Raw genomic sequence first — 14,496 nt, 5'->3', positions numbered from 1 at the left:
TACAGTCGATTCAAATAGATTGAAAAAGTTGATCAAGCCAATTCAATGAAAAGCCGGATCATCTAAACGAGTTTACACTTCGTATAAGATGATCCGGTCTATTTTCTGAAAACTAGCTTTGCATCACTATTTTTTTTGCTCAACTTTTTTAAGCAAATCAACTTATCCTGCCTAGAGTTTGGCTATCTAGGAGTCCATATAATTGGTGACTCAAACATACAGGCGAATGATTGCAAGCGAAATGATCCCAATGATCACGATCACGAGTAGGCTTTTAGAAAGTATCGCAGCGAGGATCGTAGGGACAGAAGCAAGTAGATTTTCCATATTTATTTGAGGTAAATGACCTAAATCTTGGATAAAGAGACTATTGAACCATAATGCAGACATGATCACAATAGGAACAAAACCCAAATATTCCAACAATGGAGCAGGCAAGTCAAATTTTTTTAATAAGGCAAAAGGAACAGCTCTTGATAACCAAGTAGCAATTCCACAGCCGACAATCGTCAGTAATGTAAAATCAAAAGAAGGCATGTTTAATTATCACTCCAAATCCGCAACCAAGTAAGGTCACAATTACTATCAATAAATTACTTGGAATAACGATCAAACCAAGATAAACGAGAATCAATGTAAACAAAATAACTAATAATTGCAGTAAGCGATGAAGGGAACGGTCACTGATGACTTGTAGATAGAGTAGGCCAATAAACATCGCAACGATTGCAAAGTCTAGTCCATATTTATTTGGATCAGTAATCAGATTACCAATGACTGAACCGACAAATGTAGAGATTACCCAAGTGAGATATGCTATCCAGTTTGCAGTATTCATCCATGAAAAATTCAATTTTCCACCTGTATGATTCAATTTATTCATTCCTAAAGCAAAACTTTCATCTGTTAATAAAGTACCAAGGAACAGATTTTTAGCAAGTGATTCTTTTTTAAAGAAAGGCGCTAAAGTCATACTCATCAAGATCATGCGCGCATTTACTAAAAAAGTTGAAAAAATAATCGACAGGATCGGGCTGTGAGAAACTAGCATGGTGACAGTAATGAACTGTGCAGACCCTGCATAGATCAACAAAGACATGAGGGTTACGACAAAAGGTGAAAAACCCGCTGCCTTTCCGACGATACCAAAAGCAATGCCGATTCCAATGTAGCCGAAAACTGTAGGTAGAGTATCAGTAATGGCTGTACGTTGATTAAGGTTACCATTCAAATTGTTTTTCTCCTTTCAAATAAATAATTGTTATTACTATATTCTTGTAAGATAGGGTAAGTCAACCATAATTTGTCTTTTTTTAGGGACAACAATGAAAAAATAGTGGGAAATTCAGTGTAAGTTACTATACGATCACGCAAAAAACATTGACTTAGAGTATACTCTAATTAGTAGGCTTAAACGAGGTCAATAAGAGAGAAAATGAGTCATGGAGGGGACAAATGGAAATTCGTTTATTGAAATATTTTTATACGATTGCGCAGGAGGAAACAATTTCGCAAGCAGCGGAAGTTCTGCATCTCACGCAGCCAACATTGAGTCGGCAATTACGAGAACTAGAAGAAGAATTAGGAACAGAATTATTTATTCGTGAAAAACGCAAGATGGTCTTAACTGAGGCGGGGCGCTTTTTAAAAGATCGTGCAGAAGAAATATTGGATTTGACAGAACAGACACAGCGCGAATTCAAAAATCGGAAACATCAATTATTCAGTGGTCATTTCTCGATTGGGTGCGTTGAAGCAGATAATTCGGATACTTTAGCTATGATGCTAGAAGAACTTCTCAGCGATTATCCCGAAGTCCATTTCGATCTGTATAGTGGAACTGGGGATGAGATAACTGATCGTTTAGATAAGGGATTATTGGATTTAGCGATCTTGCTTGAGCCAGTTTCAACAGAAAAATATGAAACGATTGTTTTGCCAAGAAAAGAAAAATGGGGTCTTTTAGTTTCAACAGATTCTTTTTTAGCGCAAAAAGAAGTGCTCACAAAAAATGAACTACAAGGCGTACCATTACTCATTTCCAAGAGACCGGAAGTTCAAGAATTGTTAAGTCGCTTTATGGAAAAAGATGTAACAGATTTAACGATCATCGGTACGTTTAATTTGATTTTCAACATCTTCTCATTAGTTGAAAATAATGTTGGTTCAGCATTTGTGATCGAAGGTGCCATCACTGGCCGAGAGGTAGATACGTTAAAATTTCTGCCTTTGTCACCAACGATTGAAACAAATTGCGTACTTGTATGGAAAAAGAAACGCTCCCTTTCGCCAGTTGTAAAGGAATTGATCCACCGTTTCAGTACTGCGTTTTCAAATTAAAAAATACTCACATCTATGCTTAGTAAGCATGCATATTTCGGTAGCTAGGTATTATACATTTTTAGTTTCCGCCAGTAGAATGAAAAACGAGAGAAGGTGGAAGAATGGCCGCTATCGTTTATTTTTCAAGAGCAGAAGAGAACTTGATCAATGGTACCCATCAGTTGCTTACTAAAGGGAACACCCAGATAGTAGCTGAGAAAATCGCACTAAAAGTGAATGGGCAAATCTATGGAGTAGAAACGATCGATCCTTACCCAAGTAGCTATCCAGAGGCAGTAGCAAAGGCAAAACTAGAAAAAGAAAAAAGCATATTGCCTCGTATCAAAGCAATCCCATCTGGTATTCTCACAGAATCCATCATATTTTTAGGCTATCCGAATTGGTGGGGCTGTTATCCGCAAGCAGTCGCGAGTTTCTTAGCTACTACGTCAACCAAGAAGAAGACAATCTATCCTTTTTGTACACATGAAGGTTCTTCATTCGGCCATAGTCTGGATCAACTCCGTCAAGCATGTCCTGAAGCAATGATCAAAACAGGCTTAGCCATTCGCGGTTCTCGTGTCAGCAAGGCAGACCAAGCAATTGACAATTGGCTAAAGTATGCTTATTTTCAATAAAGATCGACAGAACTGTTCAAAAAAATCGATGGAACCGTAAAGTAAAAAGACACTTTTTTTGTAGTTATTTAAATTATAAAAAAGGCGTCTTTTTTCTACTTTTGTAAGTGAAACGTTTCGATAGTTATCTTTAAATAAGCGAATAATCGTCAACTTTCAGTAAAAATTACAATAATTTATATAAAAATAAATTAAGATATAATCCTTTGAATTTGCCGTTATTTAAGCAAAAAACCTTTTTGTAAGGGTTTACAAACAAAAGACAAAAGCTTATAATCATTTTTGTAGAAACGTTTCACTAAAAAGAAAGGAAAACGTGTATGAAGAAACTTAAAAAGTTTTATGACCAGCGGCAACTACATTGGATGGTACTTCCAGGTGTAGCATTTATGATTGTCTTTAACTATATTCCGATTTATGGCATCATTATTGCTTTTAAGAATTATACGATCGTTGATACGATGTCATCGGCTCCTTGGGTCGGTCTGGATAACTTTAAAATCATTATGGAAGATAGTTTTTTCTGGGAAGCTGTTCGTAACACACTGGCAATTAGTTTAATGAAATTATTACTTGGATTTGCTATTCCTATCATTTTAGCAATAATGATTTTTGAAATGCAAGACGGACGGCTGAAAAAAGTTATCCAAACGGTTTCTTACATTCCTCACTTTTTTTCTTGGATCGTATTGGGAGGTATGATGATCTCCTGGCTTTCCACTAACGGTTTTATCAATCAGGTACTGATGGCTTTGGGATTGATGGATCAAGGAGTCAATCATTTACTTGACCCTGATAAATATTGGTGGATCGCTGTACTTTCAGATATTTGGAAGGAAGTTGGATGGGGAACAATTTTATACTTAGCGGGAATGTCACGGATTGATCCAACTTTTTATGAAGCAGCTAGAATCGACGGGGCTTCAAAACTTACACAAATTCGAACCATCACTCTTCCTTTATTGACACCCATAATCTCTTTGAATCTGATTTTGAATGTCAGTGGTTTACTGGGGTCGAACTTAGATCAAACACTCGTATTGATGAATGCTCAAAATCAAAATAAATCAGAAGTAATCAACTCCTTTGTCTATCGTATGGGGTTGACTCAAGGAAATTTTTCTTACGCAACAGCAGTTGGTTTAGGAATATCTGTTATCTCGATTATATTGTTGATCCTCACTGATCGAATGACAAGAAAAATGAATAATGGCAGATCAGTCATTTTATAAGGAGGGAGTTAACTATTGATAAGAAGAAAAACACAGGAAAATAAATGGTTCTATGTTTTTAACACATTGATCTTGGTGCTATTTTCATTATTGATTATTGTGCCCATCTGGAATATTCTTGTTTCTTCGGTTTCTTCTAGTTCAGGTTTGGCAAGTGAAGGACTAGTTCTATGGCCCAAAGGATTTACGATCGAAAATTATCGAAAGGTACTTTCAGATAGTAGTATCCCAAGAGCTTTCCTGATATCCGTTTTAAAGACAGTCATTGGCGCAGCTACACATACCTTGTTTTGCGCAGTAGTGGCTTATGGTTTAAGTAAATCACGTCTTTTAGGACGGAACATCTATACAACGATGGGTGTAATCACTATGTATTTTGGAGGTGGAATGATCCCTACTTATTTATTGATCAAATCACTCGGTTTACTGGATTCTTTTTGGGTCTATATTATTCCTGCTTTATTCAGCTATTACGATGTGGTGATCTTAATGAACTTTTTCCGAGAAATCCCACCTTCATTAGAAGAATCAGCCAAAATTGATGGAGCTAGTGAATTTCAAATATTCTACAAAATATTTTTACCATTAACGAAACCGGCTTTGGCGACAATTATTTTGTTCAATGGTGTTGGCCAATGGAACGATTTTATGACAACTAAATTATACATTACGAAAGAGTATCTTTATCCTCTGCAAATGAAAATCTATGAAATCATTGTTCAGTCAAATCTAAGCACGATGACGGAAAGCGGAAGTACGGATGTTGTCGTCCAAGCAACAACTCGGGGCGTTCAATTAGCGACTATTGTCATTACTACAATCCCGATTTTGGTCATTTACCCTTTATTACAAAAACACTTTATCGGCGGCATGATGGCTGGCGCGATAAAAGAATAAAAGAAAGTAGGAGAACATATGAAAAGAATGATAGGTGGCATATTGGTAGCAACGGCATTATTCAGCTTGGCAGCTTGTGGCGGGAATGATAAGGAAGCTGGCGAAGATTTTTCGATCAGTGATCGTTATACACTTGATGAAAATACCCCTGCTTGGAAATTGGATAAAAAAGAAGAAACAACAAAAATTAAATGGTATATCAATTCAGATTGGACATCTCTGCCTTTTGGAAAAGATGTAACGACTGCTCAAATCAAAAAAGATTTGAACATTGATATTGAATTTGTCTCTGGGGATGATTCGAAATTAAATGCAATGATCTCAAGTGGTGATATGCCAGACATCGTAACATTGACTGAAAAGACGGGACAAGCTGCATTGAAAGCAAATTCTTGGGCATACTCATTAAATGATCTAGCAAAAAAATATGACCCGTACTTACTGAAAGTAGTGAATCAAGACACCTTTAAATGGTATGCATTAGAAGATGGCAATACTTATGGTTATCCTAATTATTCGAATACTGAAGCTGATTATGAAAGCGGTAATATACCCGTGAATGATAATTTCGTTATTCGAGAGGATGTATATAATTCCTTAGGAAAACCAGATGTATCCACTCCAGAAAATTTTGAAAAGGTAATGAACCAAATCAAAGAAAAGTATCCAGAATTGACCCCAGCAGGTTTTACTACAGTCGGAGACGGTGCAGGTCCATTTTTAGATAAGTTACAAGACTTTTTAGGTGTACCTCTTGAGGACGAAGATGGCAACTACTATGATCGGAACTTAGATGGTGAGTATATCGAATGGTTAAAGACGCTGAATAAAGTCTACCGTGATGGAAATATTAGTGATGATAGTTTCACTGATGATGGAGCGACCTTTGATGAGAAAGTGAAGCAAGGAAGTTATGCAACAATGTTAGTGGCAGGAACAAGTGGACAGGGTGGGAATTTTAATGAATTTATGAAAAATTCAAAGACGCGTTATATTGCAATTGATGGTCCAAGTAGTACATCTGGGCGTGAGCCGACGTTGAACCAAACGGGGATTTCAGGCTGGCTAAGTAACTATATTACGAAAGATGCGAAAGATCCTGCAAAAGTAACGCAACTATTTACGTATCTCATTGATGAACCCGGACAGATTCTAACTAAATATGGTGTAGAAGGAGTAACGTACCAATATAACGATCAAGGGAAAATCGATTATTTGCCAGAAATCAAAAAAATGGAAGAAACAGATAATGATGCGTACAACAAAAAATATGGTATTAGTCGGTTCTTATATTTCAATAATGATCGTGTCAATAGTCTTAAAGTCACAACGAATAGCGCGCTTACACAAATGCAGGAATGGGGTAAAGGAAAGTTGAAACCACATTTCATTATTGAAAATATCAATCCAGATGCTGGAACACCAGAAGCTCGTTCAAATGAAGCAATTGAAACAAAATTGAACACAACAGTCATTTCATTGATCCGTGCCAAAGATGAGTCTAGCTTTGATAAAACGTTAGCTGAATATAAAGACTTTCTAAAATCGAATAAATGGGAAGCAATTGAAAAAATAAAATCAGAGAAGATGGCTGAAAATAAAGAAAAATTGAACTAATCGAAGGGAGGAGAGAAGAGCGGATTAAGCTCATCCCTGTCCGTTCTTCTCCTTTACTATGAATAAAATTTTTGCTTATGAAGGCTGGTATTATCGAACCTTTTCGTTTGTGACGAACATCTTGTTAATCAATTTTTTATTTCTTCTCAGCTGCTGTACAGTGATTTTTAGCGGGGCAGGCTTCATTGCGTTATATCGTACAAGTTTTGCATTATATGAAGAAAAAGAGTTAGCAGTTTTTTCAACGTTCATCCAAGAATTCCGAAAGAATATCTTAAGAGGATTGGCACTTACATTCTTTTTGGCAGGATGTGGAACAACAGTCGGCATGGTATTGGTAAGTTTGTTTAGGTTATCTGTCAGTTTTGGCTTTTTGGCGGTGGTTTTATTTAGTGGAGCAACTCTTTTCATCAATGTATGTCTAATTCTGTATAGCATGTTTACATGGGATCTACGGTCCACAATCAAAGAAAGCTTCTGTGTAGTATTGAGTAGTAGTGCGAATGCAATTGTGTTATTGGTGATACCGGTAGTGGTACTTGTTTTGTTGAACCAAATCAATCTTTTTTTCTATCTTTCTCTGGGAATAGGATCAAGTGCCTACTTACAAGTAGTATTCTTTCAGAAAGTATTAGGTGGGCTGAATGGCTAATTTATTCGCATTCTGGGAAAAGACCCAGAAAGAATTATCGGAGATTCCTCTAGCAGTCGAACAAAAAACAATACGTGGCAGTAAAACATATCGTGTGGATCAAATCAAGTTTCAAAGTTTATTTGCCGAAACAGTGACAGGGTATTTATTTCTACCAATTGGTCAAGGTCCATTTCCTTTAGTATTAGATTGCTTGGGTTATATGAATCATGTGGAACCTTTTACAATGGCTACGTCATTTAGTCAATGGACTGAGATCGGGTGCGCTTGTTTTGTAATCGACAATCGCGGACAAGGAGGAAAGACACCAGACAATGCTCCTTACCAGACAGTGTGGCATGAAGCACCTCTTGGAAGAGGATTTTTGGCTAAAGAAGATTGGTATCAAAGGCGATTGATTTCGGATCATTTACGAGCTTTGGCTCTCACGCAAGTTTTGTCAGATATCGCTACGGATCAACTTTTTCTTCGTGGTGGTTCGCAAGGAGGCGGCGTGGTTTTGATGGTAAATAGTTTAAGCAATATTCCAATTCTAGCTACTTTTGCAGATGTACCAAGTCATTCAAATCTTGATCATCGAATCGAAACGGGAACAGGTTCTTATGAAGTAATCCATAATTATTTGCAAAAATATCCTGAATATAAAAAAACAGTTGAATCAGTCATGCCGTATTTTGATACAAAAAACTTTGTTCAACGTATCCACAATCAGGTTTTTATTTCTGTTGGTAGTCATGATCCAATTTGCCCAATGCATGATTTTTTACCCACCTATCGACGAATCGATGCAGTGAAACAATTATATGTCTATTGGAATAAGGGACATGACGGTGGGGGTGAGCGGCAGTTAGCACGAGAAAAAGCAAGAGTACAGAAGATATTGCAGGGGGTCAGGCATGAAAATAGCAACTTATAACGTACGCGTTGATACTGATTATGATAAACAATGGTCTTGGTTCTATCGAAAAGAACATGTCATTGAGTTGATCCAATACCATGATTGGGATTTATTTGGAGTCCAAGAAGTACGTCCAAATCAGATAAGAGATCTCCAACAGCTAGTTGCATATGATGTTCTAGTAGCTGAGCGAGAGGGTGATGGACAAGGTGAGGGATTAGGCATTTTTTATAAAAAAGAAACATTTACGATGATTGATTCCGGCTTTTTTTGGTTATCGGAGACACCTGAAAAAAGGAGTATCCACCCAGAAGCAGGCTGTCCACGTATTGCTCTGTGGGGGATTTTTAAAGAAAAGCATTCGGAAAAAATTTTTCTGATGATCAATATCCATTTGGACCATTTGTCTGCAAAAGCGAGAGTCGAAGGGCTACAGATCGTTTTAACAGAATTAGCCCCAAAAATCGAACACTATCCAACGATCATTTTAGGAGATTTCAATGCGGAACATACTGAAGCTACACATCATTTACTTGTTGATTTTTTAGAGGTAAAACGTGACGATCATTCTGTCCATTATGGACCCTTTGGCACATTTCAAGATTTTGATTATGAGCGACAATGGCAAGATTTAGAAGAATTAGATTATATATATACAAAGGATATTTTCATAAAAAAAACAGCGGTTTTAACCGATTCATGGAATTGCAGATATCCTGCCGATCATTTTCCATTAGTAGCAGAAATTTTTATTAAATGAAGGAATTCATTTATTCAGATAGAGAAAGGTGACAGCATGAAAGACAAACAACTTATTACATTGATCGAACAAATGACAATCAAAGAAAAAATCAATCAATTATTACAACTAGCTGCGGCATTTTACTCTGATAAAGCGGAAGAAAAAACTGGTCCAATGACCGAAATGGGGTTAAATCAAGCAACAATTGATACAGCAGGGACGACATTAGGGATTTCGGGTGCAAAGGAAGCGATAAGAGTACAAAAAACGTATATGGAGAATCATCGTCTGCATATTCCAACGCTTTTAATGGCCGACATCATCCATGGATTTCGGACGATATTCCCGATTCCTCTCGCTTTAGGGAGTACTTGGGATGAACAAGCAATAGAAGAAATGGCGGAGATTTCTGCAAAAGAAGCTGCAGTTTCGGGGTTACATGTCACTTTTTCTCCAATGATCGACTTAGTCCGTGATCCTAGATGGGGTAGAGTCATGGAATCGACAGGAGAAGATGCTTATTTAAATGGAAAGCTTGCTGCAGCAATGATCAAAGGATATCAGGGGACGAATTTGAAAGAAGATACAGAACGGATTGCAGCCTGTGTCAAACATTTTGCAGCCTACGGTGGGGCATTAGGTGGTAGAGACTACAATACAGTAGATATGTCTGAAAGACAATTACGTGAGCAATATCTACCAGGGTATCAAGCTGGACTAGCTGCTGGAGCAAAATTGGTAATGACGTCTTTCAATACAGTTGATGGTATCCCAGCCACAGGAAATAAATGGCTATTTAGAGAAATATTACGGGAAGAGTTTGGCTTTAATGGAGTGGTTATTTCTGATTGGGGAGCGATTCAAGAGCTGATTCCACATGGTGTGGCAAAAGACAAGAAACAAGCGGCTGAACTAGCGATTAAAGCTGGAGTGGATATTGAGATGATGACCACATGCTACCCAGAATATTTGGAAGAACTGATAGATGAAGGAACTGTCTCAGAAGAATTGATCGACGAGGCAGTACTGCGGATATTACAATTGAAAAATGATTTAGGATTGTTTGAGAATCCTTATCGAGGAGCAGATGAAGCAAAAGAGAAAGCGCTTGTTTTAAGCCAGACACATCGTGAAAAAGCAAAAGAAATTGCAAGAAAATCAATAGTCCTACTAAAAAATGAAGCCATTTTGCCTTTTCGGAGCCAAGAGAAAGTGGCAATCGTCGGACCAGGTGCAGACTCACAAAATATACTGGGTGCATGGTCTTGGCAAGGACAAAAGCAAGAAGCAGTTTCGTTAGTTACTGGAGCACAAGCACTAGAAACTAACTTACTGATTGGAAAAGAAGTATTTGATTATTTTGATCCTACTGAACAAGCGATAACAGAAGCAATCGGCTTAGCAAAAAAGGCAGATAAAGTAGTCGTCGCTTTAGGTGAAACTGATTGGATGAGTGGTGAAGCCGCAAGCCGCAGTGATATTCGCCTACCAGAGAAACAGCTGGAATTTTTTGAACAACTTGCTGAAGTAAATCCTAATGTTGTTGTAACCATATATAGTGGACGTCCATTAGATTTAAATGGGATTTCCCAAGCTAAAGCAATCGTTCAAGCTTGGATGCCTGGAACGGAAGGAGGCAATGCATTAGCAGAAATCCTGTGGGGGTATTATAATCCAAGCGCACGTTTAAGTATGTCATTCCCAGAAACAGTGGGTCAAGTACCAGTTTTTTACAATTCAGATAGTACAGGACGTCCTTATGATTCTGCGCCGAATGAAAAATATGTTTCCAAATATCTAGATGTAGGAAATGATCCAAAGTATCCATTTGGATTTGGTCTTAGTTATACCCAATTCGCTTATAGTGATCTTCAAGTTGAACAGACATGGTTTGATGCGCAAACGCCATTGAAGATTTCGGTAAGCGTTAAGAACGTGGGAAGTATGCCGGGGGAAGAAACAGTTCAGTTGTATATAAGAGATCTTATCGGTGAAGTGGTACGACCTGTGAAAGAGTTGAAAGATTTTAAAAAAATTTGGTTGGAGCCGAATGAAGAAAAGCTCGTACGATTTGAGCTGACAGAAGCCATGGTTCGCTATGTTCATTCTGATCAGAAACGCCGAAGTGAGGGCGGCAAATTCACTATCATGGTAGGTGGGAATAGCCGAGATGTGCTGATTGTTCCCGCCGAACTAAATGAATAGCTAAGAAAGGATCATTCAATGCAAACGCAAAGTCGAGACAACACCACTATCACTTTTCTTGATACAGGCGATATCAAAGAAATCAACAGTTTTGATTTTATGATCAACCAGTTGGAAGGAAACACTTTAGACGGTAGTTTAAATCAATTATATCTAAGAAAGAAAACAAAAGATGGATATCATTATGCACCAATGGTTGGTTCAAATAGCCTGAGTACATTCTATTCTTCTCAAGACCAGCAAACATGGAAAGGTGATTTTGAAGAAATCAATTATCAGGTTGATTTTAAATTAGCAACAAATAATCAATGGTTTTGGCGAGTGCTTCTTTCTGGAAAAGGGCAAGTAGATATCATTTATGGACAAGATTTAGGTTTAGCTAATAAAACCACAGTTACTGCGAATGAAGCGTATGTGTCGCAGTATATTGACCATCATGTTACAAAAAGTAAGGATAAATTGGTGATCACTTCACGGCAGAACCAACCGCAAAATGGGAAATTCCCTGCCATTTCACAAGGCTGTTTCCAGAAGACAGTTGGGTTTTCAACAGATGGTTATCAGTTTTTTGATCGAAAGTATAAGCTAACGAATCAACCTGAATGTTTGAAAAAAGAATGCTTAGAAAATGAAGTATACCAATATGAATTTGCTTTCGTTGCTTTACAGACTGAACAAATTACACTGGGGGATGAAGTTGCAGAAATTGTTTTTTATAGTTCAGTAAAAGAAAACCAGCAAGAAGAAGTTACTGAACCAGTCTCTATAGAAACTGAGTTAATTGAGACATATCGTTCTCTGACATTTGGACATCCGCCAAAAGTAACAAGTGGGTATAAAAAAATAGGTCGACCACTTGTAGGAAGTGAGTTAAGCGAAGCAACAATCAAAACATGGTTTCCAGAACAAAAAGAAGTAGAAGTAGTAGACAATCAAACGTATTCTTTCTTTACAAAAGAGGGGCATCACGTAGTCCTACAAAAAAAAGAGTTGGAGATGGAACGAGCGCATGGGCATATTCTATTAAGTGGAACGGATTTGAAGGTGGATCAGCCTTTGTTAAGTACGACAGTCTATATGTATGGTATTTTTAATTCTCAAGTTGTGCTGGGAAATACAACGATGAACAAATTGATGAGCAATAGTCGGAATTCGTTGAATGTGATGAAACGCTCTGGACAACGTATCTATCTTTTGGTAGATGAAGAGTGGCGACTGCTCACGATGCCCTCTGCTTTTGAAATGGGATTGAATTCGGCAACTTGGTATTATCAATTGCCAGAAGAACTAATTCAAGTTCGTACGTATACCTTGCCAGACACCAGAGAGATCCGGTTAGAAGTAAAAGGAGAGAAATCCTATAGCTGGGTAGTAACGAACCATTTATTGATGGGACCAGAGGAGAAAGCAACTTATAAAGTAAGTAGGCAATACAATGAATTAAAAATAACCGGAGAAAATTCGCCTACAGAGGAATATTATCCAAAACTGACGTATTATATAGAAAGTGACAACGCTTTTGAGTTTACGAATGATGAGCAGCTATTTACGAGATCTGCTGATTTGCTTGTCATGACATTCAATGATACAACTGGCTTTTCACTAACTATTCACGGTAGCTTAAGTGGGGAAAACGAAAAAGAAAATGATCTTGTGACCTTTGATGAAGCACAAGAGGAGTATCAAGATTTTATTGACCAGTTGATCCATCGATTTGAATTACGTCATGATTCTCTCTCAATGGACAAAATAAATCTACTCACTCGCTGGTATACACACAATATGTTGGTACATTATCTATCTCCACATGGACTAGAACAGTTTGGTGGTGCCGCGTGGGGAACTCGCGATGTTTCTCAAGGACCAACAGAATTTTTTTTAGCTGTCAATCGACCAGACGTAGTGGTATCGATCATCGAACATTTATTTGAAAATCAATTTATCGAAGATGGGCATTGGCCACAATGGTTTATGTTTGATAGATACGAGGAGCAAAAAGCCACTGAAAGCCATGGAGATGTCATTGTCTGGCCGCTGAAAGTCGTCGCAGACTACTTGGAGCAAACAGGCGACATGACCATTTTACAAAAAGAAATACCTTATACCTCCTATGCTGATTTTCACAAAACACGAGAACGTTATCCATTGATGGATCATTTGCAAAAAGAAATCACTTATATCACGAGCCACTTTCTTCCTGGAACCTATTTATCCTGTTATGGAGATGGTGACTGGGACGATACACTTCAACCCTACGATAATCGACTAAAGGAACAAATGGCAAGTAGTTGGACAGTCGCTCTAACATATCAAGTGATAAAAAAATTAGGAATGCTTCTTAAAAAATATGCGCCTGATTATAGTGATTATTTAAGCGAGTTAGCCGAAAAGATCAAAAAAGATTTCCAAAAATTCATGCTAAAAGATGAGACGATCCCAGGGTTTATTTATATGGAAAATGTAAATGAAGTGGAGCCAATCATTCATCCAAAGGATACGAAAACAGGGATCAAATATCGATTACTCCCAATGACTCGTAGCATGATTGCTGAAATCTTGTCGCCAGAAGAAGTGGTGCATCATCTAAGAATCATCAAGTCCCACTTGCTTTTCCCTGACGGAGTGCGCTTGATGGATCGTCCTGCAGCCTATCATGGTGGAGTGAGCACAAACTTCAAACGGGCAGAACAAGCAGCAAATTTTGGCCGTGAGATCGGCTTACAATATGTCCATGCACACATTCGTTATACCGAAGCAATGGCAAAAATTGGGCAGAGAGACCAAACGTGGCATGCACTAAAGACAATCAATCCAATAAAAATTAGAGAAAATGTTCACAATTCTGAATTAAGACAGGCAAATGCATACTTCAGTAGTTCAGATGGGAACTTTAGAACAAGGTATGAATCTCAGGAAAATTTTGGTAAACTTAAGAATGGAGAAGTTGGTGTCAAAGGCGGTTGGCGTATTTATTCTAGTGGTCCGGGAATCTATTTGAATCAGTTGATCACAACGGTTTTAGGGATACGGATTAAGGAAGAAACACTTGTGTTTGATCCCGTACTACCGAAAGAACTCGAGGGTTTAGAGCTACGTTATCAATTGCTTGGAAAAAATATCACAATCAAATTTTATCCCGAAGCACCAGCTAAAGTAACAATTGACGGAAAAGCACTCTCTTTTGATCTCGAAGAAAATCCTTACCGCGAAGGTGGATTGATTCTCAAAAAAAAGGAAGTACTTTTGTCTCTTGAAGAAAATTCAGTGATTGAAATTTATCATTAGAAAGGAGC

At 37.7% G+C, this 14,496-nt stretch carries 12 protein-coding genes; 10 read left to right on the top strand and 2 right to left on the bottom strand.

The features are described from left to right. Positions 1 to 210: 210 nt before the first annotated feature. Both FGQ66_RS08425 and FGQ66_RS08420 read right to left on the bottom strand, forming a co-directional pair. Complete coding sequence (locus FGQ66_RS08425; RefSeq protein ID WP_081134316.1) at positions 211 to 537, bottom strand: AzlD domain-containing protein; 327 nt, start codon at positions 535 to 537, stop codon at positions 211 to 213. Continuing rightward, a complete protein-coding gene (locus FGQ66_RS08420) occupies positions 524 to 1,231 on the bottom strand; it encodes an AzlC family ABC transporter permease (RefSeq protein ID WP_081134315.1) in 708 nt (235 codons plus the stop codon). The genes FGQ66_RS08425 and FGQ66_RS08420 overlap by 14 nt, the downstream gene beginning before the upstream one ends. A gap of 224 nt (positions 1,232 to 1,455) precedes the next feature. Here FGQ66_RS08420 and FGQ66_RS08415 point away from each other — a divergent pair, with 224 nt between their 5' ends. The 10 genes from FGQ66_RS08415 to FGQ66_RS08370 all read left to right on the top strand — a co-directional run bounded on the left by FGQ66_RS08415 (position 1,456) and on the right by FGQ66_RS08370 (position 14,488). Then, complete coding sequence (locus FGQ66_RS08415) at positions 1,456 to 2,340, top strand: LysR family transcriptional regulator (RefSeq protein ID WP_138302184.1); 885 nt, start codon at positions 1,456 to 1,458, stop codon at positions 2,338 to 2,340. A gap of 104 nt (positions 2,341 to 2,444) precedes the next feature. Further along, complete coding sequence (locus FGQ66_RS08410) at positions 2,445 to 2,960, top strand: flavodoxin (RefSeq protein ID WP_138302183.1); 516 nt, start codon at positions 2,445 to 2,447, stop codon at positions 2,958 to 2,960. 320 nt (positions 2,961 to 3,280) lie between these two features. Further along, the gene (locus tag FGQ66_RS08405; RefSeq protein ID WP_081134312.1) at positions 3,281 to 4,192 is read left to right on the top strand and encodes an ABC transporter permease; all 912 of its coding nucleotides are present in this window, start codon (positions 3,281 to 3,283) and stop codon (positions 4,190 to 4,192) included. A gap of 15 nt (positions 4,193 to 4,207) precedes the next feature. After that, positions 4,208 to 5,089 (top strand): carbohydrate ABC transporter permease, encoded by an 882-nt coding sequence (locus FGQ66_RS08400; RefSeq protein WP_138302182.1) that lies wholly within the window; start codon positions 4,208 to 4,210, stop codon positions 5,087 to 5,089. 18 nt (positions 5,090 to 5,107) lie between these two features. Beyond that, entirely contained in the window at positions 5,108 to 6,706 is a 1,599-nt protein-coding gene (locus FGQ66_RS08395; protein ID WP_081134310.1) for a type 2 periplasmic-binding domain-containing protein, read from the top strand. A gap of 58 nt (positions 6,707 to 6,764) precedes the next feature. Next, positions 6,765 to 7,358: a DUF624 domain-containing protein gene (locus tag FGQ66_RS08390; protein ID WP_138302181.1), complete on the top strand. Its 594-nt coding sequence runs from the start codon at positions 6,765 to 6,767 to the stop codon at positions 7,356 to 7,358. Beyond that, positions 7,351 to 8,274, top strand: a complete 924-nt coding sequence (locus tag FGQ66_RS08385; RefSeq protein ID WP_138302180.1) for an acetylxylan esterase — start codon at positions 7,351 to 7,353, stop codon at positions 8,272 to 8,274. The genes FGQ66_RS08390 and FGQ66_RS08385 overlap by 8 nt, the downstream gene beginning before the upstream one ends. Continuing rightward, on the top strand, positions 8,255 to 9,016 hold the full coding sequence (locus FGQ66_RS08380) for an endonuclease/exonuclease/phosphatase family protein (RefSeq protein WP_138302179.1): 762 nt from the start codon (positions 8,255 to 8,257) through the stop codon (positions 9,014 to 9,016). Before FGQ66_RS08385 ends, FGQ66_RS08380 begins: the two co-directional genes overlap by 20 nt. 36 nt (positions 9,017 to 9,052) lie before the next feature. Then, positions 9,053 to 11,203: a beta-glucosidase BglX gene (gene bglX / locus FGQ66_RS08375; RefSeq protein WP_138302178.1), complete on the top strand. Its 2,151-nt coding sequence runs from the start codon at positions 9,053 to 9,055 to the stop codon at positions 11,201 to 11,203. Between the two features lie 18 nt (positions 11,204 to 11,221). Further along, positions 11,222 to 14,488: a GH36-type glycosyl hydrolase domain-containing protein gene (locus FGQ66_RS08370; protein ID WP_138302177.1), complete on the top strand. Its 3,267-nt coding sequence runs from the start codon at positions 11,222 to 11,224 to the stop codon at positions 14,486 to 14,488. Positions 14,489 to 14,496: the final 8 nt, after the last annotated feature.

Origin of the sequence: Enterococcus sp. BSD2780061688st2 D3 (genome assembly GCF_005844145.1) — a bacterium.
Taxonomy (GTDB): Bacteria; Bacillota; Bacilli; order Lactobacillales; family Enterococcaceae; genus Enterococcus_B; species Enterococcus_B durans.
Note: the sequence above shows the minus strand (reverse complement) of the source record. Positions and strands in the feature narration are given on the sequence as shown.